The organism is Halopseudomonas sabulinigri, assembly GCF_900105255.1.
Classification (GTDB): Bacteria; Pseudomonadota; Gammaproteobacteria; order Pseudomonadales; family Pseudomonadaceae; genus Halopseudomonas; species Halopseudomonas sabulinigri.
In genome coordinates, this window is sequence record NZ_LT629763.1 from 1392895 (window position 1) to 1419079 (window position 26185).

Consider the following 26185-nt stretch of genomic DNA (forward strand, 5'->3'; position numbering starts at 1 on the left):
GAAGTATCGGCGCCGTGACGGAATTCTTCAGTCTGCCGTTCACTTGATGCAGGTCAGTGACAGCTGCCGGCATGGGCACTATTTTGAGTCTATGCACTCTCTTTGCATAACGCGCATGCTGACGAGCAAACAAGCATGCCACCGCGCTATGCACCCCACCGCTGCCGGAGAACAACATGAACATTAATCACCTGCTGGTTGTGATAGACCCGACGACCGAAGAGCAACAACCTTGCCTGGCACGGGCGGAAAACCTTGTCCAAAGCCACCCCGAGGCGCGCCTGACCCTGCTGCTCTGCGACTATGTCGCCGCCCTTGACGGCGGCACCCTGTTTGAAAGCAACAGTCTGGAAAAAGCCCGCGCGTCATTGCTGCACAACCACACCGCGTTTCTTGAGCGCCTGGCCGCGCCGCTGCGCGCCCAGGGCCTGCAGGTGGATGTACAGGCGGTCTGGGGCAAGCGACTGGATCGCCATATTCTGCAGGCCGCGCAACAGCTGAAGCCCGATATCGTTCTGAAAACCACGCACCATCACAATGCGCTTAAGCGACTGTTTCTGACCAATACCGATTGGCAGTTGATTCGTCACTGCGAAGCACCACTGTGGCTGGTCAAGCGCGGTGAGCAGCCGATTACGCAAATCGGGGCTGCCGTCGATCCCCTGCACATCGACGACAAGCCGGCCAGCCTTGATCTGAAGCTGATCAACGAGGCACGCGCGCTCGCCGACAGTACCGCAGCTACGCTGCATCTGGTGCACTGCTATAACCCGTTGCCACGCACCATGGTGGTTGATGCAACCCTGGTTGTGGATTATCAGGGCTATGCAGACGACGTGAAAAAGCAGCACACCGATGCCTTCAGCGACTTGCTGGGACGCACCAAGGCGGGCCAGGCTCAGCAGCACCTGCTGAAAGGTTATCCGGAGGAGGCCATACCGCAACTGGTAGAAAAGCTCGGCATCAACCTGTTGCTGCTGGGCGCGGTATCGCGTTCACGGATGGAGAGCGCATTGATTGGCCATACCGCAGAACGCCTGCTGGATGAGGTGCCCTGCGATTTGCTGATCATCAAGCCGGATGATTTTCGCGACCCGAGCAAGCCAGCCTGATCGGGGAATAAACCGCCAAGGCGCAACGCGTCTCAGCGCTGCGCTGCCATTGTGCTGGCGGCCCGGCTGAGACGCGTGATTGCGGCCCAGTCGCCAGCGGCGATGGCAGCCTTGGGTGCGACCCAGCTGCCGCCTACCGCCATGACGTTATCCAGTGTCAGATAGTCAGCGTAACTTTCCTGGTCAATACCACCGGTGGGGCAGAAACGTACGTCCTTGAACGGGCCGGCAAATGCCTTTAGCAGTGCAGTGCCGCCCAGCACGGCGGCAGGAAACACCTTGAAGCGGCGGTAACCCAAACGGTACCCGGCAAGGATCTCCGAGGCGCTGGCGATGCCCGGCAGCAACGGCACCTCGCTGCGCAGGCCCAACTCCAGCAACTCGTCGGTAATACCCGGCGTTACGACGAACTGCGCGCCGGCCTTGACCACCTCGCGGTACTGCGCGGCATCGGTCACGGTACCTGCGCCAATGCACAGCGCCGGACGCTCGCGCCGCAGCAGGGCAATCGCCGGCAGCCCAAGCGCGGTGCGCAGGGTGATTTCCAGGGTGGTGATGCCGCCGGCAGCCAGGGCATCAGCCAGCGGCAGAATGTCGGCCTCCCGCTCGATGTTAATCACCGGCAGCAGCGTCACCTCGGCGAATAACGCATCCAGAGTCTGTGTCATATCCATGTACTGCGTCGTTCTCCCAGCAGACCGTTAAAAAGTGAACGTCCTCATTACCACTCTGCCACAACCCGCCGGCTAACTGGCGTCCGCGCTATAGACAATCTGCAGCGGCGGGCGCAGGAAGGCGCTGACAGGCCACTCCGGCCGCCCCCCGGCCAGCGCTGCAGTCAGCGTGCTGGCTTTATCCTCACCTCTTATTGCCAGCAACTGCAAGCGCGCGGAGTGTAACGCAGCGCCGGTGAGCGTCAACCGCTGCCTGCCGTCCGGCGCCTGGCAGGAAAGGCAAGGTACTTCAGCGTGCCGACTCAGTGCGGCCGCCAGACCCTCCATGCCCGGAAACAGCGACGCGGTGTGGCCATCGCTCCCCATACCCAACACCACGACATCCAGCGGCAGCCAGGCCTGCAACGCAGCGCTGCTGCGCTCAGCATCCGGCGCCGCCCCAGCACCATAATAGAGCGGTTGCCAATGAACCCGAGACATCACCTGGGGCATGTGCCGCCATAGCAGGCCAGCGTTGCTCTCGGCGTGTTCTGGCGGCACCCAACGCTCATCCACCAGCGTAATGCCCACCTGCTCCCAGGCCAGCTCGATCAGGTTCAACGCCTGCAGCAGCGGTATCGGGCTGCGCCCACCGGAGAGCGCCAAAGTCGCGCACCCTCTTGCCAGCAGCGCTTCCTGCAAGGCCTTGGTTATGCGCTGCGCCAACCATTGCGCCTGTTGCTGCGCCGAGGCCGCGGTATGCAGCATCACGCCGTGCTGTTCAGCCAGCCGCGCCAGCTCACTCACCGGTCCGCCTGCTGCAGGCTGGCGGTAAATACGCTACCACCCTGCTCCGCCGAGCTGGCTTCAGCGCGCATGAAGGCAAACAACTCTCGGCCCAGACCGCGGCGTACCGACTGCGGCTGCAGCGCTGGCGTGCGTGCTTGCCATGCCGCTTCGTCCAGCGCCACCTTGAGGTAACCTTGCCCGGCATCCAACGCGATCAAATCTCCATCTCGCAGATAGGCGAGCGGCCCACCGTTTGCCGCTTCAGGACAGAGGTGAATCGCCGCCGGCACTTTGCCCGAGGCGCCCGACATGCGTCCATCCGTCACCAGTGCCACCTGATGGCCACGGTCCTGCAGTACACCCAGATAGGGCATGAGCTTGTGCAACTCTGGCATACCGTTGGCCCGCGGGCCTTGAAAGCGCAAAACGGCTACGCAGTCGCGATCCAGCTCACCAGCCTGGAAGGCCGCGACAAAGGCCTCCTGGTCATCAAATACCCGGCAAGGCGCACTGACCTGCCAGTGCGCCTGTGCGACTGCCGAGACCTTCAGCACGCCCCTGCCGAGATTGCCCTGTAGCAAGCGCAAGCCGCCATCGACCAGAAAAGGCGCGTTGAGTGGACGCAAGATGCTTTCGTCCAGGCTAACTTGCGGCCCGTCGCGCCAGTGCAACTTGCCGTCCTGCAGCACAGGTTCGCGGCAGTAACGTGCCAAGCCGAACCCGGCGACCGTTTGTACCTGCTCATGCAGCAAGCCACCGGCCAGCAACTGGCGAAATAGCCAGGCGGTGCCGCCGGCGGCATGAAACTGATTGATATCCGCCTTGCCGCTCGGGTAGATATGCGCGAGCGTCGGTACCACCGCCGAGAGCGAGGCCATATCTTCCCAGCGCAGCTGCAGGCCGGCAGCCTGGCCGATGGCAACCAGATGGATAGTCAGGTTGGTTGAGCCGCCGGTCGCCAGCAGCATCACCAGCGCGTTAACCAGTGCGCGCTCATCCAGAATATCGGCCAGCCGCACGTCACCGGCTTGCGCCAGCCGCACAACCTGCTCTGCAGCGTGATTGGTCAAGGCATCACGCAGTGGTGTGCCAGGCGCCACAAAGGAAGCGCCGGGCAGCTGTAGCCCCATGGCTTCGAGTAGCATCTGATTGGTGTTGGCTGTGCCATAGAAGGTGCAGGTGCCGGCGCTGTGGTAGGAGGCGCTTTCAGCCGCAAGCAAGGCATCACGATCCACTTTGCCGGCGGCGAACAGCTCGCGTACCCGCGCCTTCTCGCTGTTGGGCAGCCCGCTCGGCATCGGCCCCGCCGGTACAAAGAGCACCGGTAGATGGCCAAACCGCAACGCGCCCATCAACAGACCGGGGACGATCTTGTCGCAGATACCCAAGCAAAGCGCACCGTTGAACATGTTGTGTGACAGGGCGATGGCGGTACTCATGGCGATCACATCGCGGCTGGCCAGCGAAAGCTCCATACCCGGCTCACCTTGCGTGACGCCATCGCACATCGCTGGCACGCCACCGGCCACCTGCCCGGTGGCGCCCATCCCGCGTAGCGCCTGACGAATCTGCGCCGGATAACTCTCGTAGGGCTGGTGGGCTGAAAGCATATCGTTATAGGCGGTGACCAGGCCGATGTTGACCGCGTCCACCATACGCAAGCGATCTTTATCTGTAGCAGAGCAGGCCGCCATGCCGTGCGCCAGATTGCCACAGGACAAGCCCTTGCGCCCCGGAGGAGCGGCCTGGATTTGCGCCAGATAGGCAGCTCGACTGCGTTTGCTACGCTCGCGTATTGCTGCCGTAACGGCTTCAACCTGTGGATGCATGCAACCCTCCTCTGTCAACCTACCCGCGAAGGGCAATTATGTTCTATTGTAGAACCCATTCCCAATCGCCCGTCCATCACACAAGGACCTTCGCATGTCGTTGCGCCGCACCAAAATCGTCGCCACCCTCGGACCCGCCACAAGCAGCCCCGAACGCATCGCTGAACTGATTGCCGCCGGCATGAACGTCGCACGGATGAACTTCTCTCACGGTAGTGCGGATGAACATCGCCGCCGCGCGCGCCTGGTCCGGGAAATTGCCGAAGAAAATGGTCAGCACGTTGCCCTGCTGGGCGACCTGCAAGGCCCGAAGATCCGCATCGGTCGTTTTACCGAAGGACGTATTGAGCTGGAGGTCGGTGACAACTTCCGCCTGTCTACGGTACATGATCTCGAAAACGGCACCAGCGATATCGTCGGCCTCGACTACCCCGATCTAGTGAAGGACTGCCGCGCCGGTGACGAGCTGTTACTGGACGATGGCCGCGTGGTGCTGGCGGTGGAAAGCGTTGGCCGTGATGAAGTGCGCTGTCGCGTAACCGTGGGCGGCCCGCTCTCCAACAACAAGGGCATCAACCGCCGCGGTGGTGGCCTGTCGGCCGCGGCCTTGACCGACAAGGATCGCAACGACATCAATCTCGCTGCCGAGCTGCAGATGGATTACGTGGCTGTGTCCTTCCCGCGCGATGCCGCCGACATGCATCTGGCGCGCAAGCTGCTGCGCGACGCTGAATCCGAAGCTTGGCTGATCGCCAAGATCGAGCGCGCCGAAGCCGTGGCCGACGATGAAGCGCTGGACGGCCTGATTCAGGCCAGTGACGGCGTCATGGTGGCGCGAGGCGACCTGGGCGTAGAAATCGGCGATGCCGAGCTGGTAGGCATTCAGAAACACATCATCAGCCGCGCGCGCAAACAGAACAAGGTGGTGATCACCGCCACCCAGATGATGGAGTCGATGATCTCCAGCCCCTTGCCCACACGTGCCGAAGTGTCCGACGTGGCTAACGCCGCGCTGGATTACACCGACGCGGTGATGCTCTCGGCGGAAACCGCTGCCGGTGACTACCCGGTAGAAGCCGTGCGCGCCATGGACCGCATCTGCCGCGGAGCGGAAAAGCACCCCACCAGCCAGAAGTCCGGGCACCGTCTGTACCAGAAATTCGAGCGCTGTGACGAAACCGTGGCACTGGCGGCCATGTACGCCGGTAATCACTTCCCCGGTGTTACTGCGGTGATCACCCTGACCGAAAGCGGCTTTACCCCGCTGATCATGTCACGCATTCGCTCGCATCTGCCGATTTTCGCACTGTCGCCCAACACCCAGACCCTGGGCCGCGTAGCGCTGTATCGCGGCGTGCAGGCAATTCCCTTCAACCCGGCAGACATGCCCTCCAGCGACATCAACCAGCAGGCCGTCAACAAGCTGCTTGAAGGCGGCTATGTGGAGCCCGGCGACTGGGTCATTCTGACCAAGGGCGACGTTTACAACTCACGTGGCGGCACCAACTCGATGAAGTTGCTGCATGTAGGTGAATCACTGGTGTAAGGAAGCACTATTGGCTGCACATCGTGCCTTGCAGCTGCACGCTTGAGCACTCGCAGAGGGCGTGAGGAACGGCTCAGTGTTTCCTTCACGCTGTAACAAGCCGCTGGCCGGCGAGTCTTTTGGGTAGTTCACCAACCACCCAGGGACTCGCCCCATGCTTGCCACTCTCAACCGTCTGCAAGACCGCCTCGACGCCACCCGGCGTCTCAATTTCATCGCCCCGCTACTGCTGCGCCTTTACCTGGTTCCGGTGTTGTGGATGGCCGGCAGCCGAAAGCTGCAACATATGGATGCCACCATTGCCTGGTTCGGTGACGTGGAAAATGGTCTTGGCCTGCCATTCCCGGAGTTGCTTGCCTGGCTGGCGACCCTGACCGAAGTGGGCGGCGCTGTGCTGCTGTTGGTCGGGCTGGCGGTGCGCTGGATCAGCATTCCGCTGATCATCACCATGCTGGTGGCCATCTTTGTCGTGCATTGGCCCTACGGCTGGCCGGTAATCGCCGATCCCTCGTCATTGTTCGCCACCGACCGCATCGCCGCCTCCGCAGACAAACTGGCCAAGGCCCGAGAGTTACTACAGCAGCACGGTAACTACGACTGGCTCACCAGCAGCGGCCGACTGGTGATCCTCAACAACGGCATCGAATGGGCCGCAACCTACCTGCTGATGCTGTTGACGCTGTTCTTTACCGGCGCCGGGCGCTGGCTGAGTGTGGATTACTGGATCGCGCGGCGCTGGCGCTCTGCCGCACTGTAAGATCGGCGGCGACCACAAAAAAGGGCCTCGCAAGCGAGACCCTTTTTCAACACCTGGTAGCCTTTACTTCACTTCAACTGCCAGGCTCTCGGCAATTTTCTTCTGCCAGATCTGCGGGCCGGTAATGTGCGCCGACTCGCCGGTACTGTCGACCGCAACGGTGACCGGCATGTCCTGCACGTCGAACTCGTAGATCGCTTCCATGCCCAGCTCGGGGAAGGCGATAACCTCAGCTTTCTTGATTGCCTGAGCAACCAGATAGGCCGCACCGCCCACCGCCATGAGATAAACCGCCTTGTGATCCTTGATGGCCTCAATGGCAATCGGCCCCCGCTCGGACTTGCCGATCATGCCCAACAGGCCGGTCGCCTCAAGGATCTGACGGGTGAACTTGTCCATGCGCGTCGCCGTGGTGGGGCCAGCCGGGCCAACCACCTCGTCACGCACCGGGTCAACCGGGCCAACGTAGTAGATAAAGCGGCCCTTGAGATCAACCGGCAACTCTTCGCCCTTGTTCAGCATGTCGACCATGCGCTTGTGCGCCGCATCGCGGCCGGTCAACATCTTGCCCGACAGCAGCACGGTTTCGCCGCTCTTCCAGCTCAGCACATCTTCAGGGGTCACCGTGTCGAGATTGACACGCCGCACGCCCTCGCCCACTTCCCAGGTGATTTCCGGGTAGGCATCCAACGGCGGTGCCTTGAGTTCTGCCGGGCCACTGCCATCCAGCGTGAAGTGCGCGTGGCGGGTGGCGGCACAGTTGGGGATCATGCACACCGGCAGGCTGGCGGCATGGGTCGGGTAATCCTTGATCTTCACGTCCAGCACAGTGGTCAGACCGCCCAGGCCCTGGGCGCCGATACCCAGGGCGTTGACCTTGTCCATGATCTCCAGACGCAGCTCTTCAACCCGGTTTTGCGGGCCACGCGCGCGCAGCTCATGGATGTCGATGGAATCCATCAACGACTCCTTGGCCATCACCGCGGCTTTCTCGGCGGTACCGCCAATGCCGATGCCCAGCATACCCGGCGGGCACCAGCCGGCACCCATGGTCGGGACGGTCTTGAGCACCCAGTCGACAATGGAGTCGGAGGGATTGAGCATCGCCATTTTGGATTTGTTCTCGGAGCCGCCGCCCTTGGCTGCGACGTCAATCTCGACAGTGTCGCCGGGTACCATCTGGTAGTGAATGACCGCCGGAGTGTTGTCCTTGGTATTGGTCCGCTTGCCGGCAGGGTCAGCCAGAATCGAGGCGCGCAATACGTTTTCAGGCAGGTTGTAAGCTTGGCGCACACCCTCGTTGATCATGTCGTCGAGGCTCATGGTGACCCCTTCCCAGCTGACATTCATACCGATCTTGACGAAGATGGTGACGATGCCGGTGTCCTGACAGATCGGGCGGTGCCCGGTAGCGCACATGCGCGAGTTGATCAGGATCTGAGCGATGGCATCCTTGGCCGCCTTCGACTCTTCACGCTCATAGGCTTCATGTACGGCTTGAATGAAGTCGACGGGATGGTAGTAGGAAATATACTGCAGCGCGTCGGCTACGCTCTGAATCAGATCATCTTGCTTGATAACGGCCATGCTCGGACAGGCTCCTCTCATTCGGCGGCTGACACGGACAGCGCTATGTCAGACCAGGCTCACGGAATCGGACAGGCTCGGGTGCTGTAAGGCCACACCCTTGAGAAAACAGTCGCCAAGTATACCCGAGCTGGCCCGATGGCATAGCGCCTCGGGCGACTCTCTGACGAAATGGACCACTCCCTGATCGCTGACTCCGCAAAAACCGCGCGGCCCGCTGTTTTTCAAGACTGCCGAGCCGGTCTCAGTCATTCCCGGTACGAGTGAAATAAAATGCTTTTCAAAACAAGGTTGAAACTATAAATTGACGTCATAATGCCATCACATAAAAACAGGCCGAATCGTGAGCGAATTGCAGGATGCAAACAGCGATAAATTCCAGGCACTGAGGCTGCAGCGCTTCTACCTGGCGCAAATCAACTATCTGATCACCTACGTCGTGATCGGCGTTGCTTGGGCGGCTGGGCAATATGATGCTTCGGCCTGGATGGCCACGACCCATGTGCTACTGGGTATTTTGACCCAGGGCGTCTTTCTGCTGCTGTTCAAGAGCGGGATGAACCTGCGCTTCCGCGAACCCAGCCTGACCAACCCGCAGATCGTGGTCGCCATTCTGCTGACTACCTATCTGCTGGCTTTTGCCGGCAGCCTGCGCGGCAGCCTGGTAATGGTGTACGCCAACATCCTCGTATTCGGTATCTTTCAGCTCTCGCGCCGCGACCTGCTGCTGCAGGCCGGTCTGGCGTTGGCCTGCTTTGGCGGCCTGATCGCCCTGGAAACCAATCGCACCGGCAGCGCCCACAGCCTCACACTGAGCCTGGTGCAGTGGTTCATTCTCGCCTGCTTCCTGGGCTGCCTGACCTTTACCGGTAGCTACATTCGCGAACTGCGCGAGCGCCTGCAGCAACGCCACAGCACCTTGCAGGCGCACCAGGAAACCCTGCGCGGCATGATGGGCCAGCTGCAGAACCTGGCCACTACTGACGGCTTGACAGGCCTGGCCAACCGCCGCTATTTCATTGACGAAACCCGTCGCCGCATGACGCTGATGCGGCCCAGCCAGCAGTTGGGTGTCGCACTGATCGATCTGGATCACTTCAAGCGTATCAATGACCTGTATGGCCACTCTGCCGGCGACGAGGTGCTGCAGGGCTTTGCCACGCTGGCGCGCGACAGTTTGCGTGACGGCGATCTGGTAGCGCGCTTCGGCGGCGAAGAGTTCGTCATCCTGCTCAGCAATACCGATCTTGGCGCGCTGCACCAGTGCCTGGAGCGGATTCGCGACAACTTTGCCAAGGTTCAGTTTGCTTGCTTACCAGAGGGAGTACACTGCACGCTGTCTGCTGGTCTGAGCCTGATCCGCCAGGAAGATGACCTTGAGGTGTGCCTGAACGATGCCGATCAGGCGCTATATCTGGCCAAGCACAGTGGCCGCAACCGCTGCGAGCATCATGTCCCCAAACAAAATCATACCGATCCCGCCTGACTCGCCGCATGCCTGAGCTGAGCATTCGCGGTCATCAGTTCCAGGTGCCCGCCGGCAGCAACCTGCTCTCGGCATTGCAGGCGGCTGGGCAACCGGTGAGTTGGTCCTGCCGCGCCGGCCAATGCCAGAGCTGCCTGGTACAGGCGCCCGCGCAAGCCATACCGGCCGCCGCGCAGCGCGGACTGACACCGCAACAACAGGCCGAGGGGTGGCTGCTGGCTTGCCAATGCAGCGTCGAGCAGGACATGCAGCTGACCCTGCATGACCCGGCCAGCGACGGCCTGCCCGCGCAGATCGAATCCCTTGAGCGACTGCCCGGCGGTATCCTGGTGCTGCGCTTACGCCCTCTGCGGCCACTGCGCTATCAGGCTGGCCAGCACCTGACCCTGTGGTTGTCGCCTCAATTGGGGCGTAGCTATTCGCTCGCCAGTCTGCCCACCGAACCACTGCTGGAGTTTCACCTTCAGTTGCACGAGGGTGGCGCCTTCTCCAACCAGATCCGCCAGGCTGAACCGGGCCAACAGCTTTACCTAGGCGCTGCCACCGGGCATCTGTGTTATGACCCGGCCTGGCACGACCGGCCGCTGCTCTTGCTCGCCCGGGGTACCGGGCTGGCGCCCCTGCAGGCACTGGCCCGCGACGCCCTACGCCAGGAACACGCCGCCCCCATCCAGCTGTGGCACTGGTCGGCCGCCGAGCAAGACTGCTACCTGCAGCAGCCGCTGCGTGAGCTGGCAGCCAATACCCCCAGCCTGCAGCTGCACTTGCGCACCCGCGCACAGTTCGACACCGACCTGCGCGCGCTGCGCATCGGCTCGCGCAACAGCCTCGCGCTGCTGTGCGGCAGCCCAGGCTTTATTGAGCAACTGCGCCGCCCGTTATTCATGGCCGGACTGGCCGGCCGGCAGATCATTGACGAAGCCTTTCTAGCGCCGCAATTGGGCTAACCTGCGCAGCCCGCCACCCGGCCGCTAGCAAAGCACTCAATAGCGCCTACACTCTTGCCGATGGGCCTTGGATCACGGCAGCCGCCAGCGCGCTAGCCGCACATCATCTCTATCGAGCCACAGCATGCTCATTAAACCTGACCGCCCCCGTAGCCGATGTATCAACAGCTTGCTGGCCGCCCTGCTACTGCAGTCTGCCGGCGCCCTGGCGGACTGCGTAACGCCTCCAGCCAACGCCGATTGGCCCACCGCCCCAGCTGGCCAGCATGGCTTTACTGCCGCCCAGTTGCAGGTCGCCCTCAACACCTTCAATGAGCCGGATACAAACCTGCATGCGTTGCTGATCGAACGTGACGGCGAGCTATTGCTGGAATGCTATCGCAGCGGCAAAGACACCCCGATCACCCGCCGCTACGGCTTGCCGCTACCCTTCACCGGCAGCAGCGAGTTCGATGCTGACGAACTGCACGACCAACGTTCCATCAGCAAAAGTGTGGTCAGCCTGCTCTACGGCATCGCACTCGCCGAGCAACAGGCGCCGCCGCTGGATCGACCGGTGCTCAAGGACTACCCCTCGATTACTCCCGTCTGGCAGCACAGCGAGCCACCACTGACCTATCGGCATCTGTTGGGCATGACCGCAGGGCTCGACTGGCAAGAGCTGGGGCATGGCCTGTTCAGCAGTGATGAAACGCCGCTCTACTGGCGCCGCGACCTGGCGGCCTACGTGCTCGAGCGCGACCGGGTAGCCAGCCCCGGCACTCGCTTCACCTACAACGGCGGCGCCACCGCGCTGCTGGCCGCCACGCTGGAGCAGCGCAGCCAGCAAACGCTGACGGCGCTCGCGGCAGATCGCCTGTTCGCGCCCCTGGGCATTACTCGATTCGAGTGGGCTGAGGACGCCCGCAACCGCTCGCTGGCTTTTTCCGGCCTGCGGCTGCGCCCCCGTGATCTGCTGAAAATCGGCCGGCTGGTCAATCAACGCGGCCAGTGGCACGGGCAGCAGTTGGTCAGCGCCGATTGGATCGACAAGATTACCGCCGCTCAGATTACAACCGACATTGATCTGTTCTCACTCGACGGCAAGTCGGTGCAGTACGGCTACCAGTGGTGGAGCGGTACCGTGCAGGTTGCTGGCCGCGAGCACCGCTGGGTAGCCGCCATCGGCAATGGTGGGCAGCGCTTGCTGCTGATTCCAGCGCTGCAATTGGGCCTGGTGCTACAGGGCGGGGATTATGGCTCGGCGGAGATACAGCGCCGTGAAAACCAGCTGGTACTTCAGCTACTGGCAGCCATGACGCGCCAGGACTAATCCGGCGCCGTTATACGGCTTCATTCGGCGCGCCAAGGGTTGGTGGGGCAGCACGCTGTTTCATGCGACCATGCCGCTTTAGCCTTTTGACTGCCAGAACCAGGAGATACCGTGAGCGAACATGTATTGATCGAGCGCAACAGCGGCGTACTGACGCTGACAATGAACCGTGCCGACAAGAAAAATGCCCTGACGCAGAATATGTATGGCGCAATGGCCGATGCCATCAAGGCCGCGCAAGAAGACACGCAGGTTCGTGCCGTCGTCATCCAGGGCAGCGACAGCTGCTTCACCAGCGGCAACGATGTGAGTGACTTCGTCAATTCACCGCGCAGCGACACCAAGAGCCCGGTCTATCACTTCCTGCGCGCCATCTGTCACGCCGAGAAGCCATTGATCGCTGCCGTCAACGGCCCAGCCGTCGGCGTTGGCGTGACCATGTTGCTGCATTGTGACCTGGTGTTCGTAGCGGATAACGCACGCCTGAAAATGCCCTTCGTCAATCTTGGCCTCTGCCCCGAAGCTGGCTCCAGCTTCCTGCTGCCACGCCTGCTCGGCCATCTGCGTGCCGCCGAGCTGTTGCTTTTGGGGGATGAAATTTCCGGCCAGCGCGCCACTGAAATTGGCCTCGCCAACCGGGCGCTGCCTGCCGGCGCTGCAGTACTGCAAGCCGCGCAGGAAGCAGCCCAGCGCATCAGCGAACAGCCTCCGGGTTCGGTCAAGCTGACCAAACAGTTGATCAAGCAAGGGGTGGCGCAGATTGCCGAGCAAACCATGGACGCCGAGGGCGACCACTTCACCCAGTTGCTGGCTGGCCCTGAGGCCCGAGAAGCACTGACCGCCTTCCTGGAAAAACGCAAACCGGTGTTCGCCAACAACTGACCGGCTAGCGGCTCCGCGCGTTGCGTGGAGCCGCCTTAGCGCTGGATACCAAAGATCCGCATCACCCAGCGGTTTATCTGCCCCCACACGCGTATTTTCAACCGGTGCGACAACGGCAGATTGCGCCAGCGCGCCAGAGTCCATTCGTGGCTCTCGGCAAAATCGTTCTCAAAGCTCCCAGTGACCGCACGGGTCAAGGTCGGGTCAACCGCCTGCTGGTTGGCTTCAAGGTTCCAGTGCAGCGTCCAGTGGTCAAAATTGCAGGATCCCAGCGAGACCCAATTATCGACCATGGCGGTCTTCAGGTGGGTAAAGCGCGGCTGAAATTCAAAAATACGCACCCCGGCCTTGAGCAGCCGCCGGTAATAACGCTGGCCAGCATAAAGCACAGCTGGGTGATCGATGCTGGTACCACAGAGCAACAACCGTACATCAACGCCGCGCCGTGCCGCACGCATCAGCGCTCGCCGGATACGCCAGGAGGGCAGAAAGTACGGCGTGGCCAGCCAGGCACGTTCGCTGCTATCGGCCAGTGCCGAGAGCAGCGAGGCGACTACCTCTTTCTGTTCCCGGGCCCCGATGTAAGAGACCCGGCCATGGCCTTCGCCGTCTTTGGGTCGAGGTGGGATTCGCACTCGGCGTACGGCAGAAAGCCCGCGCCGCTGAAAGCGGCCTACCCGCGCCCACTCGGTTTCAAACAGATCGAGCCAGTCAGACACTACCGGGCCCTGTACTTCCAGCATCTGCTCGTGCCAACGCGGACATTGACCATCCTCGTCGGTCTGACAGAACTCATCGGTAAACCCGGTGCCTCCGACAAAGGTGATACGGCGATCAACAATGATCAGCTTGCGGTGGTCCCGGTGGAACATGCGTCGCCCGTGGTACCAGGACGCGGGGTTGTAAATGCGCAGTTCTACACCACCATCACGCAGACGGTCACGGTCATCCTCCTTCAGTTTTTCACTGCCGATGGCATCAAACAGGAAGCGTATTTCCACCCCGCGTTCGGCCGCTCGCAACAATGCATCGATGACCTGGTCGCAACTGGTTCCGGAAGTGACCAAATACATCTCAATATCGATGCTGTTCTGCGCCTGATCAAAGGCTTCGAGCAGGCGCGGGAAATAACGGTGTCCGTCCACGCGCAAGGTGAATTGGTTGTCCTGATGCCACTCATACACGCGCGACGACATAAAACTCCTTGAACCCGACAATAAAGTGCCAGAGATAGATCAGGGGATGCGGTAATCGTCCTGTGTCAGCAGGTCGAGGCCGCATTCCAATTGACTGATCCAGTCCAGAAAAGCGTTGATCATAACAGGGCCAACGAAGGGACGGCCGTGCTGCGGCACCAACATGGCCGGCGCCAGCTGGCGAACCATGTTGGCCCAGAGCCGGCAGGCCTTGTTGCCGGCCATATAGCGCCGGTGAAAGCCCTCCATACTGGATTTGTGAGTCGCAAAGTCGGCCACAGGTTCCGCATCGTCCAGCATTGAAGCGCCCATGTCGCCGGAAAACAGAATGCCGCTGATCGGATCAAAGAACTGCAGGTTGCCTACCGAGTGCAGAAAATGCGCCGGTAGCACCTTGAGAATCGACTTGCCCAGCGGCACATCGGCACCGCGATCGGCAATCGCAATCATGCGATCGGTGGTCGACATGCCCAACTGGCGGTTCAGATAACCCGCACTTAGGTGCGGCAAAAAGCGCGCCCACAGCTTGGAGCACACTACCTGACAGCGGGTGTGCAGCAACCATTTGTCCAGCGAGGCGATGATGTCCGGATCCTGGTGTGAAGCAAATACATAGGTAAGGTCGGTCAGCGGAATGTAACGACTAACCGCCAGCGACAGCGGCATGTAGGTCAAGTCGCCACCCGGATCAAGCAGCGCGTGCTGATCATGATCAATGATCAGAAACTGGTTGGATTGCACCCCATCGCCCGTCACCAGTTGGTCAAAACAAAGCACTTTGTGCGGACCGTTATCAAACAACACCCTTGCCACTGCCATTGCTGCCACTCCCGAACCCGTCATTGGAGCGACCCTTATAAAGCAGCCAGCACTACCGCTCCCTGACCTGTATCAAGATGTACGCAGTAACACGAACGTCACCAAGTATTCACAAGCCTGACACCCGAGCGCCATAGGCTCAGCCTGTACATCAAATAACAGATGCCCGGATGGAGGTGTCCATGTCACAAGCAGCGCTCGCCCTCGAAGATTCCAACAGCCGCCAGCTGGCGGTAGAACTTGTTACCGACGCCCGCCACATCAGAGCCGCACAGGCTTTGCGCTATCAGGTGTTTGCCGAAGAGTGCGGTGCCCGGCTGCACACCAGCGAGACTGGGCTGGATCAAGACCACTACGACCTGCACTGCGAACATCTGATCGTGCGCGACCTGAGCACCAACCGCGTGGTGGCCACCACGCGCATTCTGGATAGCCGACGCGCACCCGCCGCCGGTGGCTTTTACAGCGAAAGCGAATTTCAACTGGTGGGCCTGACAGACCTGCGTGGCGACATCATGGAGATTGGCCGCACCTGCGTGCACGCCGACTACCGCAATGGCGCGACCATTTCGGTGCTCTGGTCCGGACTGGCACAACTGATGAACGAGCGCCGCTACAACTACCTGATGGGCTGCGCCAGCATCGACATGCACGACGGTGGCCTGCAGGCCCACGCCATCATGCAGCGCTTGCGCGGCCGCTACCTGAGCCGTGAGTACCTCAATGCCATTCCGCGTCTGCCGATTCCCGAGCGCGACCTGCCGGCCAACCTGACGGCGCAACTGCCACCACTGCTCAAGGCCTACATGCGCCTGGGCGCCAAGGTCTGCGGTGAGCCGTGCTGGGACCCGGAGTTCAACTGCGCCGATGTGTTCATTCTGCTGCGCCGCGAACAACTCTGTCCGCGCTACGCCCGTCACTTCAAGGCGAGCTGAGGATGACGCTGAACAAGGCGGTGCGTCTGGTGGCGGTGGTGGGCTGGATTGCCTGTGGCCTGCTGTTGGCCACCTGGGTTGCCCTACTGCAACCCTTCAAGCCAGCCTTTCTGGATGGGCAACGGCAACGTCTGACCCGCTGGTGGATGCGCAACTTGATCCGCCTGCTACCGCTGCGCCTGCATGTGCACGGCGCGCCGGTCAACGACACCGCGCTGTGGGTCAGCAACCATGTGTCCTGGTTGGATATTGTGGTGCTGGGTGCGCAGGCGCCGGTGCACTTTCTTTCCAAGGCCGAGGTGCGCCAGTGGCCGGTTATCGGCTGGCTGGCCGCTGCCGCCGGCACCTGCTTCATTCAGCGCGGCAAATCCGTCAGCCAGTGCTTGCAGCAGTTGACCGAGGTTTTACAGCAGGGGCGCAGTCTGGTGATCTTTGCCGAAGGCACCACCACCGCCGGTGACCGCGTGCGTACCTTTCACGGTCGCCTGTTGGGCAGTGCGATAGACGCCGCGGTACCGGTACAGCCGGTCGCGGTCGCCTATCGATTGAATGGCGCCGTCGATCAGGTTGCGCCCTTCATCAACGACGACGAGTTTTCGCAGCACCTGCTGCGCCTGCTCGACGCACACACCATCGATGTGCATCTGCACTTCCTGCCCCCACTGGACAGCCATGACGGCAACCGCAACCAGTTAGCACGCGAAGCCCAGTCAGCGGTGAGTCAGGCGCTGGACCTGCCTGACGGCACGATCAAATCGACGCCACCCACGCTCAGCAACGCCGCCTGATCGGCGGCGTACGCCTGAACCTCGGGCATGAAGCGCAAAAAGTCATCCTCAAACGCCGCGTAATCTGCCTCCAGCTCAGCCACCGCACCAGGCAGCGGGTTATCCCGGCGCAAGCGGCGCGCCATGTTGTCGAGCGCGCGATGCAGATGAGGTAGCTGTGCGTAGCTGCTCAGCCAGTCGTGCTCGCTCATGTGCGCAATCACCGGTCGAGCATTCGCCGGAATCAGCTCAGGCTGATTCAACACATCCCGATAGGCCTGTTGTGCGAACACCGCCAGCGGCTGATCAGAAAACCGCTGCCAATGATGGGCCAGCAGGTGGTCGTAGAACATGTCCACCATGATGCCGGCAAACCGTCGGCGCTCAGCACTCACCCGCGCCTTGCTCTGCAACACCAGCGGATGGCTGTCGGTGAACACATCGATCCGGCGGTGTAGCCAGATGCCACCGCGCACCTCCTCCGGCAGAGCAATCTGTTGCACCGGGCCTTTGACGAAATCTCCCAGCAGACTGCCCAGCGCCTGCTGCGGCGTTTGCGAGCCCATCAACAGGTGGGCCAGAAAATTCATCAGTTGCCCTGCACCTGCGCGTGCAGCGCGGCAAGCTGACTCTGAAGCGTACTGATGCTGCGGTTGGTCTGCAGGCGGAAGCTGTCGATGGCGTCCAGCGCCTGATCGGTTTGCGCTGCGCGCTGATCCAGCTCGGTGCGCATGATCAACAGGCTCTGCTCTATGTCAGCAGTGCCCTTGCCCTGCAGCGCCTGCACTGCCTGCTGCTGACGCGCCAGCTGCGCGGCTTGCTCGCTCAACTGCTGCTGCAACGCGTCCAGGCTGCCCAACTGTGCCTGCAAATCGCTGAGGGCGGTGTTGGCCGTAGTCAGCTGCTCGGTCAGGTTGTCGAGCCGCTGATCCTGCTGCTTCAACGCTTGCTCCGCTGCCGCTGCGCTGGCGCTGAGCGCGGCCAGCTCGGTCTGTTGCGTCGCCAACCGCTTGGCCAGATCAGAGCTGCCCGCATTCGCCGTGCTCAGGCGGCCATCGTGCTCACCCAGGGTCTGGCCCAGCGCCGCAATCTGGCTCTCCAGCTTTGCCACCCGGGCATTACGTGCCTGCTCGGCGGCACTGAGTGATGACTCGTTGGCGCTGACCTTGCCGGTGATGTCCTGGATACGCCCGGAGGCTTCTTCGCTGATTCTCGCGAAGCTGGTCTGGGTAGCGACCAGTTGCTGTTTGAGCAGGGTCTGTTGCTGGTAAGTCCAGTAACCCAGCGCGACCAATGCGAGTGACAGCGCCGCGCAGAGTGCCCACAGGGGCCCGTTGCCGCGCGCAGGCAGCGCCGTGGGCGGCTCGGCGCGCAGACCACTGGCTGGCGCCCGGCGCGCGGCAGCGGCCGGCTCAAAGCCATCGTCACGGCTCGCATGCAAGCTGGGCAAGTCGTCGCTCCTGTCCTGATCCTTCATACATCCCCCACTTATCAATTTCTGCCGAAAGCCCGCGCCAGAGCGGTGCAGGCTCGCACCAAGGCATAGCATACAAGCGCCATATGCCAGCGCTGAAGCGCCCTGACCCCGCCCCGAGCTGCCGATATCCGGTAAATCTGCGTATTGGTACACATTCTGCTTGCAGATTGTTGCCTTGGCTACCGCACCTTGCGCGGCCATTGATACTTCGGGGGTAAAAGCATGATTGCAGAAGCGCAGTTCAACCGAGCGACCCTTGACTGCATGACCAGCCTGCGGCGCCATATCAAGCGCTCACTAGGGGTAACCGTGCGTCTGGGTGATCCGGACGCCGTGGAAAGCATGATCGGGCTAAGCAAGGACTGCCCCTTCGCCGACATCCGCGAGTTGGGCAGCCGTCTGGCCGAGATGGTCGCGCCGCCAGCGCCCGTAGCGGAAGACAGCATGGTCGCCCAGGGGGCCATCGCCGCACGGCAATATCAGGCCCCTGCCCAACGCGGTTCCAGTACAGCGGCTGAGCCGGCGCCCGCAGCGTCCAGCGGCAGCGTGCGCATCTACCGTGGCCAGGTCATTCGCTGACCGCTGATCGATAGCGCGCCGGTTCACACAACGGCGCTTTTGCGCCCACCAGCGCACTCAACCCGCTGGCGCATCCTCCGCGCAGACATTACCCTGAACCTTCCCGGGATCGAGGAGTGACGGAATGGCTGAATGGATGATTTACGGTGCTAATGGATACGCAGGTTCGCTGCTGGCAAGGGAGGCTGTGGCCCGTGGGCTGACGCCGGTACTGGCAGGGCGCAACCAGAAAGCGGTTGCCGATCTTGCCGCCGAACTCAAGCTGCAGGCACGTCACTTTCGTCTCGATGATGCCAACGCCACACGCCAGGGCGTCGAAGGCATGAGCATCGTCGTGCACTGCGCCGGACCCTTCTCGGCAACCAGTCAGCCGATGATCGACGCCTGCCTGCAAAATCAGTGTCATTACCTCGACATTACCGGCGAGATTGATGTGTTTGTCGCCGCCCAAAGTCGTCACAACGAAGCCACCGAAGCCAATATTGTCATTTGCCCCGGCGTCGGCTTTGACGTGATCCCTACCGATTGCATCGCCGCTCGACTGAAAGAGGCGATGCCCGACGCAGACCGGCTGGCACTCGGTTTTGACTCACGCAGCAGCTTCTCTCCCGGCACCGCGAGAACCTCGGTGGAGGGTCTGAAGTACGGTGGACGCATTCGCAAGGACGATAAGATCAAAACCGTGCCGCTGGCCTACCAAAGCCGCGACATCGACTTTGGCAACGGCACCAAGCACGCCGTGACCATTCCCTGGGGCGATATCGCCACGGCCTGGTTCTCGACCGGCATTGACGACATTGAAGTCTTCATTCCCATGGCGCCCAGCGCCGCCACGCGCCTGCGACGGCTGGATCGCCTGCGACCGCTGCTCGGGCTGCCGCCGGTACAGGCGCTGCTCAAGCATCTCGTCGGTCGCCGGATTCTCGGGCCAGACAGCAGCCAACGGGAAAAAGCGCGCACCTACGTTTGGGGCGAGGCACAGAACCGCGCCGGCAAGAAGATTACCGCCCGCATTCAGACCGCCAACGGTTACGACGTGACAACCGAAGGCGCCCTGTTCGCCGTCGAGTTTCTGCGTCAGAACGAACCCGCACCGGGCTACTACACCCCTTCGCGCCTGCTTGGCTCGGACTGTATCGAGAAGCTGCCCGGCTCCGGCGAAATGCACCTGGAATAATCAGGCCAGCAGCCTTGGCACCCGCGCCGCCAGCTCGCGGGTCAAGCCTTCGAGCAGTTGCCCGCCATTGCGCCAGTAATGCCAGTACAGCGCGACTTGCTGCGCCTGCCCGGGTACCAGCTCACACAACACGCCACTGCGCAGCTCGGTGGCGACTTGCAGCGCTGGCACCATGCCCCAACCAACGCCCGCCGTGAGCAAACGGACAAAACCCTCGGAAGACGGACAGAGGTGATATTCGAATTCACCCGTCACACCCAATTGACGTAAAAAACGGTGCTGCAGTTGATCGTCAGGGCCAAATACAATGGCCGGAACCTGCGGCAACTGCGCCATGCTCACACCATCCGGGAAATGCCGCGCAATAAATTCGCGGTTGGCCACCGCCAGATAAGGCATATGGCCCAGCAGCAGGCTGCGCGCCCCCGCGACCGGCTGCTCGGTGGCACAGACACAGGCCGCCACCTCGCCGTTGCGCATCCGCCGCAGGCCTACATCCTGATCTTCCACCTGCATATCCAGCAGCACCTGCTCGGCGCTGCACCAGCCACTGATCGCCTGCGCCCACCAGGTCGCCAGGCTGTCTGCATTCAGCGCGACGCGCAAACGCGACATGCCGCTACGGCTATCCATCGCCGGCAGGTCGGTGCGCAGATCGCGCTCCAACAACCGCACCTGCTGCACATGGTTGAGCAGCCGCTGCCCGGCTGCGGTTGCCTGCGGCGGCGACATTCTGACCAGCACCGGCGTTCCCAGACGCGACTCCAACAGCTTTATTCGCTGCGACACCGCCGATTGGGACAGCCCCAGGCTTGCGGCACCGCGCTCAAACCCGCCGTGCTCTATCACCGCATTCAGCGCGGCCAGCAACTTGTAATCCAGCATGATTAATTTCTCTTATATCTCATCAGTATTATTCTCTTTTTTAATAAACCTGGCCACGCCAGAATGCGCCCACTTACCTGGCCACAAGGCGCGCGCCATGTCCACTCTGCTGCACAGTTACACTAACGGTCTGTTTATCGCCGCCGGATTGATCATGGCCATAGGCGCGCAAAACGCGTTCGTGCTGGCGCAGGGTCTGCGCCGTGAATATCACCTCAGCGCCGCGCTGATTTGCATGAGTTGCGACGCCGTGTTGATCCTGGCCGGAACATTCGGCCTGGCAGCGCTGTTGCAAAGTCATCCGCTGGCAATGGAAATCACCCGCTGGGCGGGTGTGGCGTTTCTCTCGCTTTACGCCATGCAGGCGCTGCGCCGGGCGCTGTCACCCCATGTAATGAATGCGGGCAAGCAGCCACGCCGCTCGCGCCGGGCGGTGCTGCTCAGCACCCTGGCGGTGACCTTGCTCAATCCCCACGTCTACCTCGACACCATGGTGCTGATCGGGTCGGTTGGCGCGCAGAATCCGTTGCCGCTGGTTTTCGCCCTGGGCGCAGTCAGCGCCTCGGTACTCTGGTTCAGCCTTCTGGCACTGGGTTCAGCCAGGTTGGCCCCACTGCTGAGCCGCCCCGTGACCTGGCGCTGCATCGATCTGGCAGTTGCCGCGATGATGCTGGCAGTAGCCTGGTCCCTCGCCAGACCGGCGTTGCAGACACTCTGAATCGCTATAACCCTATACTTGGTGCGTGGATAGGCCCGCTTTCAGGTGCTATCATCGAGACTTCCCGATCGCAAGACGGGCAGCGCCCCAAGGAGCCAGTATCAGCTCCGGCAAAAGAGGCGTAACAGATTGTCTACTCTGCCGGCGTGGCAGCCGTGGCCAACTTGATCGAACTGTAGAGCGGTAAAGCCGGTCGTACAGTAAGCAGTATTCCGTTTCTGGACCCTGATACCTGATGATGGAGATAAATCATGGCTTTTGAATTACCAGCACTCCCCTACGAGAAGAATGCACTGGAACCGCACATCTCTGCGGAAACTCTGGAATACCACTACGGCAAGCACCACAACACCTACGTTGTTAACCTGAACAACATGGTTCCGGGCACCGAGTACGAAGGTAAAAGCCTGGAAGAGATCATCAAGACATCCAGCGGCGGCGTATTCAACAACGCAGCGCAAATCTGGAACCACACCTTCTACTGGAACTGCCTGAGCCCGAACGGCGGTGGCGAACCTACTGGCGAGCTGGCCGAAGCCATCAACAAGGCATTCGGTTCCTTCGCTGCCTTCAAAGAAGAGTTCAGCAAAACCTCCATCGGCACCTTCGGCTCTGGTTGGGGCTGGCTGGTCAAGAAGGCTGACGGCTCTCTGGCCCTGGCAAGCACCATCGGCGCCGGCAACCCGATCACCTCAGGTGACACTCCGCTGCTGACCTGCGATGTTTGGGAACACGCCTATTACATCGATTACCGCAATGCTCGTCCCAAGTACGTCGAAGCATTCTGGAACCTGGTCAACTGGGACTTCGTAGCGAAGAACTTCGCTGCCTGATCGCAGTTACTGCAGTTCAACAACACCCCGCTCCGGCGGGGTGTTGTGCGTTCTGGGTCGGCAAAAGTGATTTCACTTTGACGTCACACTGCAGTTTGTCGATACTCGACTTAACACTGCACAAACGAATAACAATGATTGCAGGAGTTGCGCAGGCCAATCAGATACTTGCATGATGGCCCTGAAGCTCAACTCACCACGACAGGAATAAAAAGATCTTGAAGCTAGAGCGCCGCCACAGCCTTTCCATCAAGCTACTGCGTCTGGTGTTGCTCTGGGCACTCGTGGTCGGTGTTGTACTCAGCATGGGGCAAATCGCCTACGACCTGCGCAAGGAAAGCCAGCTGATCGACAGCAACGCCGAGCAGATCCTCGCCATGTCGCAGGACCCCGCCACCCAGGCCGTTTACAGCCTGGACCGCGAGATGGCGCTGCAGGTCATTGGCGGCCTGTTCGAGCATGAAGCCGTTCGCTACGCCGCCATCGGCCACCCCGATGAAACCCAGCTGGCCAGCCGCGAACGCCCCTTGAAAGACTCTCCCTATCGCACGCTGACCGACTGGCTGTTTGGCGTCGAGCAGCAATACAGCGTCGGACTCTTTGGCCGCGAACCCTACAACGAGTATTACGGTGACCTGCGCATCACGCTGGATACCGCGCCCTACGGCGAAGACTTTCTGCAAAGCTCACTGATCATTCTGCTGTCTGGCGTGCTACGCGCCATGGCCATGGCCTTTGCCCTGTACCTGCTGTACCACATTCTGCTGACCAAGCCCCTGGCCGGCATCATCGACCGCATTGCCGACATAAACCCTGACCACCCCGGCAAGATGCACATTCCCATGCTACCCGGGCAGGAAAAGAACGAACTGGGCTTATGGATCAGAAAGGCCAATGAGCTGCTGGAGTCGATCGAACGCAACAGCAGCCGGCGCCGCGAAGCAGAGGCCAACCTGCTGCACATGGCGCAGCACGACCACCTGACCGGGCTACCTAATCGCAGCATGCTGCAGGAGCAGCTCGCGCGCATTCTCGCCGATGCCGGACGCCGCCAGCGTGGCGTTGCGGTGCTCTGCTGCGGCCTGGATGACTTCAAGGAAATCAACGAGCAATTCAGCTATCAATCTGGCGACAGCCTGCTGGTAACCGTCGCCGACCGCCTGCGTGCCAACAGTGGCCGTCTGGGTAGCCTGGCTCGCCTAGGTGGCGATCAGTTCGCCCTGGTGCAAACCGGCGTCGGTGAGCCCTACGAAGCCGCTGAACTGGCGCAGACCATTCTCGACGACCTGAGCCGCCCCTTCGAGCTGGGCGACCACACTGTCAGCTTGCGGGCAACCATCGGCATCACCCTGTTCCCCGACGACGGCGACAACGCCGAGAAACTGCTGCAGAAAGCCGAACAAACCATGATGCTGGCCAAGGCCCGCTCACGAAACCGCTACCAGTTCTACATCGCCAGCCTGGACAGTGAAATGCGTGTGCGCCGAGAGCTCGACAAGGAGCTACGCGGTGCGCTGGAGCGAAACGAGTTTCACCTGACCTACCAACCGCAGGTCAGCTACGCGACCCATCAGGTAGTCGGTGTAGAGGCGCTGCTGCGCTGGCAGCATCCCGAACGCGGACTGGTACCGCCAGACTTGTTCATTCCTCTGGCGGAACAGAACGGCATCATCATCAGCATTGGCGAGTGGGTACTGGATCAGGCCTGCAAACAGCTGCGCGAATGGCATGATCAGGGGTTCAACGAGCTGCGCATGGCGGTCAATCTGTCCACAGTGCAGCTTCACCACAGCGAGCTGTCACGTGTGGTGACCAACCTGATGCAGCGCTATCAACTGCCGGCCCACTGCCTGGAAATGGAAGTGACCGAGACCGGTCTGATGGAAGATATTGCCGCTGCAGCGAGCCACCTCAACAGCCTCAAGAAGGCCGGCGTACTGATCGCGATTGACGATTTCGGCACCGGCTACTCCTCGCTGAGCTACCTGCGCGGCCTGCCGCTCGACAAGATCAAGATCGACAAGAGCTTCGTCCAGGACGTTCTGGTCGACGAAGACGATGCCACCATCGTGCGGGCCATCATTCAGCTCGGCCGCAGCCTGAATATGGAGGTCATCGCCGAGGGTGTGGAGTCCGCCGAACAGGAAGCCTACGTCATTGCCCAGGGTTGCAACGAAGGCCAGGGTTACTATTACAGCAGGCCGCTGTCAGCTGCCGCGTTCGGCGATTGGATAGTGCAGTACCGCGCCGAGACCAGCAAGACTCGCAGCAGCTCGGAAATCAGCTAACGACCCTCAGGCCAACCAGAGCCAGCAAGCCAAGGTGGCACTGCAGGCCAGTCCGACCAGGGCCCACCTGCTGTTGCCGCGCAGCCTGTTACTGAGGTCATCCTGGTGATGATCCGACAGTACAAAGGGCAAACCTCGGCGCGCCGGCTTGCGCAATACATGTACCACCGGCGCTTGCCCGGCAGTTCGTGCCTCCTGCTCTGCAGCCTGATTGGCCGCGCGGCGCACCCGCTCCCACTCTTCCAGATCGATCTTGCCGTCACCGTTACGGTCAAAACGCGCCAGCAGGTCAGGGTAATCCGCTTTCCAGTTGCTGATTACCTGGCGTGACAGCGCGTTCATATCCACCGCCTCACGTCCGCCACCGCGGCTCTCGAACCAGCCTATGGCATACAACGGCTCCTCCGCTACAAACCACTCTTCGGTGTATCTATAGCGCTTGCGTAGCAGGCTACCCAAAAACCCCTTGGCAACGGACGTTTCCGCCGGCCAGCGCTGGCTGCCCTCCCAGCGACGACGGTGCTTGGGATGCACCTCAGCGCCCAGCGGATTGATCCAACAGGCGCCGGTAGCGTCGCGTAGCAGAAAAGGCCGTTCTGACACGCCCTGCTCCACCGTACGCCACTGACTATCGCGGTCGGAATTGCCCTTGTGCTCCTCCACCCGGAAGCGATACCAGAGGCAGGGGCGCTTTGCCAGTGGTGACAGCAACGGCTCATGCCCACCAGCGTCCAGCATGCCATTGAGCTCAACCAGGCCCTGCGCCGCTGAACGAACGCGTGAGGTAGGTGTATCTTCGATCCAACGTGCGCGCTGCAAGCGCGTCAACATCAGATAAAGGCATGCCACGGCCGCAGCGGTGGCCAGCCCGGTAAACAGATAGTAATGCGCTGGGGACAACCACATCACCCCATGCACATCAATCATGAAAACAGCGCCCGCAGATTAACGTCGGCCTTCTCCTCGTCGGTAAACTGCAGCAGCTCGGCCGATTTGAAGGAAAACAGGCGCGCGAGCAGCACTTCCGGAAACTGCTCGATACGCACGTTATTGATATTCACCGCCGCGTTGTAAAGCTCGCGGCGATCGGCAATGCCGTTCTCCAGTCCGGTAATGCGTTCCTGCAAATGCTGGAACGACTCGCTGGCCTTCAACTCCGGGTAATTTTCGGCCAGCGCAAAGAGTTGGCCCAGCCCGCTGCGTAGCGCCGTCTCGGCAACGCCAACCCCCTTCACATCGCTTTGCTGGCGTGCGCTTGCCACAGCGCCACGCGCCGCGATCACGCGCTCCAGCGTCTCACCCTCGTACTGCATATAACGGCGGCAGGCTTCAACCAGCTTGGGCAATTCATCATGACGCTGACGCAACAACACATCGATGTTCGACCAGGCCTGGCTGACCGCATGCTTCACGCTGACCAACTGGTTGTACAGCATGATGGCGTAGATCAGGCCTACCGCTAGCACCACAAGAATAATCAGAGTAGTCAGTTCCATTGCACAAATTCCTCTTGTATGGCGCGAATGCGCCTTCAGCAAGCCCTGCCAGGGGCATCCAGTGACTACTATAACGGCACATACGGCGAAGTGGCAGAGCATTTCAACTACCGAT

General features: G+C 61.3%; 25 protein-coding genes. 14 read left to right on the plus strand and 11 right to left on the minus strand.

Annotated elements, in window-relative coordinates; translation table 11 throughout:
- Positions 1-176: 176 nt before the first annotated feature.
- Positions 177-1112 carry a universal stress protein gene (locus BLU26_RS06215; RefSeq protein ID WP_092284861.1) on the plus strand — a complete coding sequence of 312 codons (936 nt, stop codon included), beginning with the start codon at positions 177-179 and terminating at the stop codon, positions 1110-1112.
- Positions 1113-1144: 32 nt separating this feature from the next.
- On the opposite strand, the gene eda is transcribed toward BLU26_RS06215, so the two are convergent.
- The 3 genes from eda to edd form a co-directional block, all read right to left on the minus strand.
- Complete coding sequence (eda, locus tag BLU26_RS06220; protein WP_092284863.1) at positions 1145-1786, minus strand: bifunctional 4-hydroxy-2-oxoglutarate aldolase/2-dehydro-3-deoxy-phosphogluconate aldolase; 642 nt, start codon at positions 1784-1786, stop codon at positions 1145-1147.
- A 72-nt stretch (positions 1787-1858) separates the two neighbouring features.
- On the minus strand, positions 1859-2572 hold the full coding sequence (gene pgl / locus BLU26_RS06225; protein ID WP_092284865.1) for a 6-phosphogluconolactonase: 714 nt from the start codon (positions 2570-2572) through the stop codon (positions 1859-1861).
- Positions 2569-4383, minus strand: a complete 1815-nt coding sequence (gene edd / locus BLU26_RS06230) for a phosphogluconate dehydratase (protein WP_092284867.1) — start codon at positions 4381-4383, stop codon at positions 2569-2571. The genes pgl and edd overlap by 4 nt, the downstream gene beginning before the upstream one ends.
- A gap of 94 nt (positions 4384-4477) precedes the next feature.
- Here edd and pyk point away from each other — a divergent pair, with 94 nt between their 5' ends.
- Entirely contained in the window at positions 4478-5929 is a 1452-nt protein-coding gene (pyk, locus tag BLU26_RS06235) for a pyruvate kinase (protein ID WP_092284869.1), read from the plus strand.
- Between the two features lie 154 nt (positions 5930-6083).
- Positions 6084-6686 carry an HvfX family Cu-binding RiPP maturation protein gene (locus BLU26_RS06240; RefSeq protein WP_092284871.1) on the plus strand — a complete coding sequence of 201 codons (603 nt, stop codon included), beginning with the start codon at positions 6084-6086 and terminating at the stop codon, positions 6684-6686.
- A 63-nt stretch (positions 6687-6749) separates the two neighbouring features.
- Here BLU26_RS06240 and BLU26_RS06245 read toward each other — a convergent pair whose 3' ends face one another.
- The gene (locus tag BLU26_RS06245) at positions 6750-8273 is read right to left on the minus strand and encodes a fumarate hydratase (RefSeq protein WP_092284873.1); all 1524 of its coding nucleotides are present in this window, start codon (positions 8271-8273) and stop codon (positions 6750-6752) included.
- Between the two features lie 343 nt (positions 8274-8616).
- On the opposite strand from BLU26_RS06245, the gene BLU26_RS06250 reads away from it, so the two are divergent.
- From BLU26_RS06250 to BLU26_RS06265, 4 genes are all read left to right on the plus strand, one after another.
- Entirely contained in the window at positions 8617-9759 is a 1143-nt protein-coding gene (locus BLU26_RS06250) for a GGDEF domain-containing protein (protein WP_092284875.1), read from the plus strand.
- Between the two features lie 8 nt (positions 9760-9767).
- The gene (locus BLU26_RS06255) at positions 9768-10706 is read left to right on the plus strand and encodes a 2Fe-2S iron-sulfur cluster-binding protein (RefSeq protein ID WP_092284877.1); all 939 of its coding nucleotides are present in this window, start codon (positions 9768-9770) and stop codon (positions 10704-10706) included.
- A 124-nt stretch (positions 10707-10830) separates the two neighbouring features.
- Positions 10831-12018, plus strand: coding sequence for a serine hydrolase domain-containing protein (locus BLU26_RS06260; protein WP_092284879.1), 1188 nt, complete (start codon positions 10831-10833; stop codon positions 12016-12018).
- 111 nt (positions 12019-12129) lie between these two features.
- A complete protein-coding gene (locus BLU26_RS06265) occupies positions 12130-12900 on the plus strand; it encodes an enoyl-CoA hydratase (protein WP_092284881.1) in 771 nt (256 codons plus the stop codon).
- A 35-nt stretch (positions 12901-12935) separates the two neighbouring features.
- On the opposite strand, the gene BLU26_RS06270 is transcribed toward BLU26_RS06265, so the two are convergent.
- Both BLU26_RS06270 and BLU26_RS06275 read right to left on the minus strand, forming a co-directional pair.
- Positions 12936-14096 (minus strand): phospholipase D-like domain-containing protein, encoded by a 1161-nt coding sequence (locus BLU26_RS06270; protein ID WP_092284883.1) that lies wholly within the window; start codon positions 14094-14096, stop codon positions 12936-12938.
- 39 nt (positions 14097-14135) lie between these two features.
- The gene (locus BLU26_RS06275; protein WP_092284885.1) at positions 14136-14915 is read right to left on the minus strand and encodes an oxygen-binding di-iron domain-containing protein; all 780 of its coding nucleotides are present in this window, start codon (positions 14913-14915) and stop codon (positions 14136-14138) included.
- A 182-nt stretch (positions 14916-15097) separates the two neighbouring features.
- Between BLU26_RS06275 and BLU26_RS06280 the strand changes: the two genes are divergently transcribed.
- Positions 15098-15850 carry a GNAT family N-acetyltransferase gene (locus BLU26_RS06280; protein WP_092284887.1) on the plus strand — a complete coding sequence of 251 codons (753 nt, stop codon included), beginning with the start codon at positions 15098-15100 and terminating at the stop codon, positions 15848-15850.
- Between the two features lie 2 nt (positions 15851-15852).
- On the plus strand, positions 15853-16638 hold the full coding sequence (locus tag BLU26_RS06285) for a lysophospholipid acyltransferase family protein (protein WP_092284889.1): 786 nt from the start codon (positions 15853-15855) through the stop codon (positions 16636-16638).
- Here BLU26_RS06285 and BLU26_RS06290 read toward each other — a convergent pair.
- On the minus strand, positions 16572-17207 hold the full coding sequence (locus tag BLU26_RS06290) for an acyl carrier protein phosphodiesterase (RefSeq protein ID WP_092284892.1): 636 nt from the start codon (positions 17205-17207) through the stop codon (positions 16572-16574). The two genes, BLU26_RS06285 and BLU26_RS06290, sit on opposite strands and share 67 nt — an antisense overlap.
- The gene (locus BLU26_RS06295) at positions 17207-18067 is read right to left on the minus strand and encodes a hypothetical protein (RefSeq protein ID WP_092284894.1); all 861 of its coding nucleotides are present in this window, start codon (positions 18065-18067) and stop codon (positions 17207-17209) included. Before BLU26_RS06295 ends, BLU26_RS06290 begins: the two co-directional genes overlap by 1 nt.
- A 249-nt stretch (positions 18068-18316) precedes the next feature.
- Between BLU26_RS06295 and BLU26_RS06300 the strand changes: the two genes are divergently transcribed.
- Together BLU26_RS06300 and BLU26_RS06305 are read left to right on the plus strand one after the other, a co-directional pair.
- Positions 18317-18673, plus strand: a complete 357-nt coding sequence (locus tag BLU26_RS06300; protein ID WP_092284896.1) for a hypothetical protein — start codon at positions 18317-18319, stop codon at positions 18671-18673.
- 124 nt (positions 18674-18797) lie between these two features.
- Positions 18798-19850, plus strand: a complete 1053-nt coding sequence (locus tag BLU26_RS06305; RefSeq protein ID WP_092284898.1) for a saccharopine dehydrogenase family protein — start codon at positions 18798-18800, stop codon at positions 19848-19850.
- Here the strand turns inward: BLU26_RS06305 and BLU26_RS06310 are convergent, their stop codons facing one another.
- The gene (locus BLU26_RS06310) at positions 19851-20735 is read right to left on the minus strand and encodes a LysR family transcriptional regulator ArgP (protein WP_092284900.1); all 885 of its coding nucleotides are present in this window, start codon (positions 20733-20735) and stop codon (positions 19851-19853) included.
- A 97-nt stretch (positions 20736-20832) separates the two neighbouring features.
- On the opposite strand from BLU26_RS06310, the gene BLU26_RS06315 reads away from it, so the two are divergent.
- From BLU26_RS06315 to BLU26_RS06325, 3 genes are all read left to right on the plus strand, one after another.
- Positions 20833-21453, plus strand: coding sequence for a LysE/ArgO family amino acid transporter (locus BLU26_RS06315; RefSeq protein WP_092284902.1), 621 nt, complete (start codon positions 20833-20835; stop codon positions 21451-21453).
- Positions 21454-21704: 251 nt separating this feature from the next.
- Positions 21705-22286, plus strand: a complete 582-nt coding sequence (sodB, locus tag BLU26_RS06320; protein WP_092284904.1) for a superoxide dismutase [Fe] — start codon at positions 21705-21707, stop codon at positions 22284-22286.
- Between the two features lie 218 nt (positions 22287-22504).
- Complete coding sequence (locus BLU26_RS06325; RefSeq protein ID WP_092284906.1) at positions 22505-24574, plus strand: putative bifunctional diguanylate cyclase/phosphodiesterase; 2070 nt, start codon at positions 22505-22507, stop codon at positions 24572-24574.
- A gap of 6 nt (positions 24575-24580) precedes the next feature.
- Here BLU26_RS06325 and BLU26_RS06330 read toward each other — a convergent pair whose 3' ends face one another.
- Positions 24581-25501, minus strand: a complete 921-nt coding sequence (locus tag BLU26_RS06330; protein ID WP_092284908.1) for a GIDE domain-containing protein — start codon at positions 25499-25501, stop codon at positions 24581-24583.
- The gene (locus BLU26_RS06335) at positions 25498-26070 is read right to left on the minus strand and encodes a LemA family protein (protein ID WP_092284910.1); all 573 of its coding nucleotides are present in this window, start codon (positions 26068-26070) and stop codon (positions 25498-25500) included. The genes BLU26_RS06330 and BLU26_RS06335 overlap by 4 nt, the downstream gene beginning before the upstream one ends.
- Between the last annotated feature and the right edge of the window lie 115 nt (positions 26071-26185).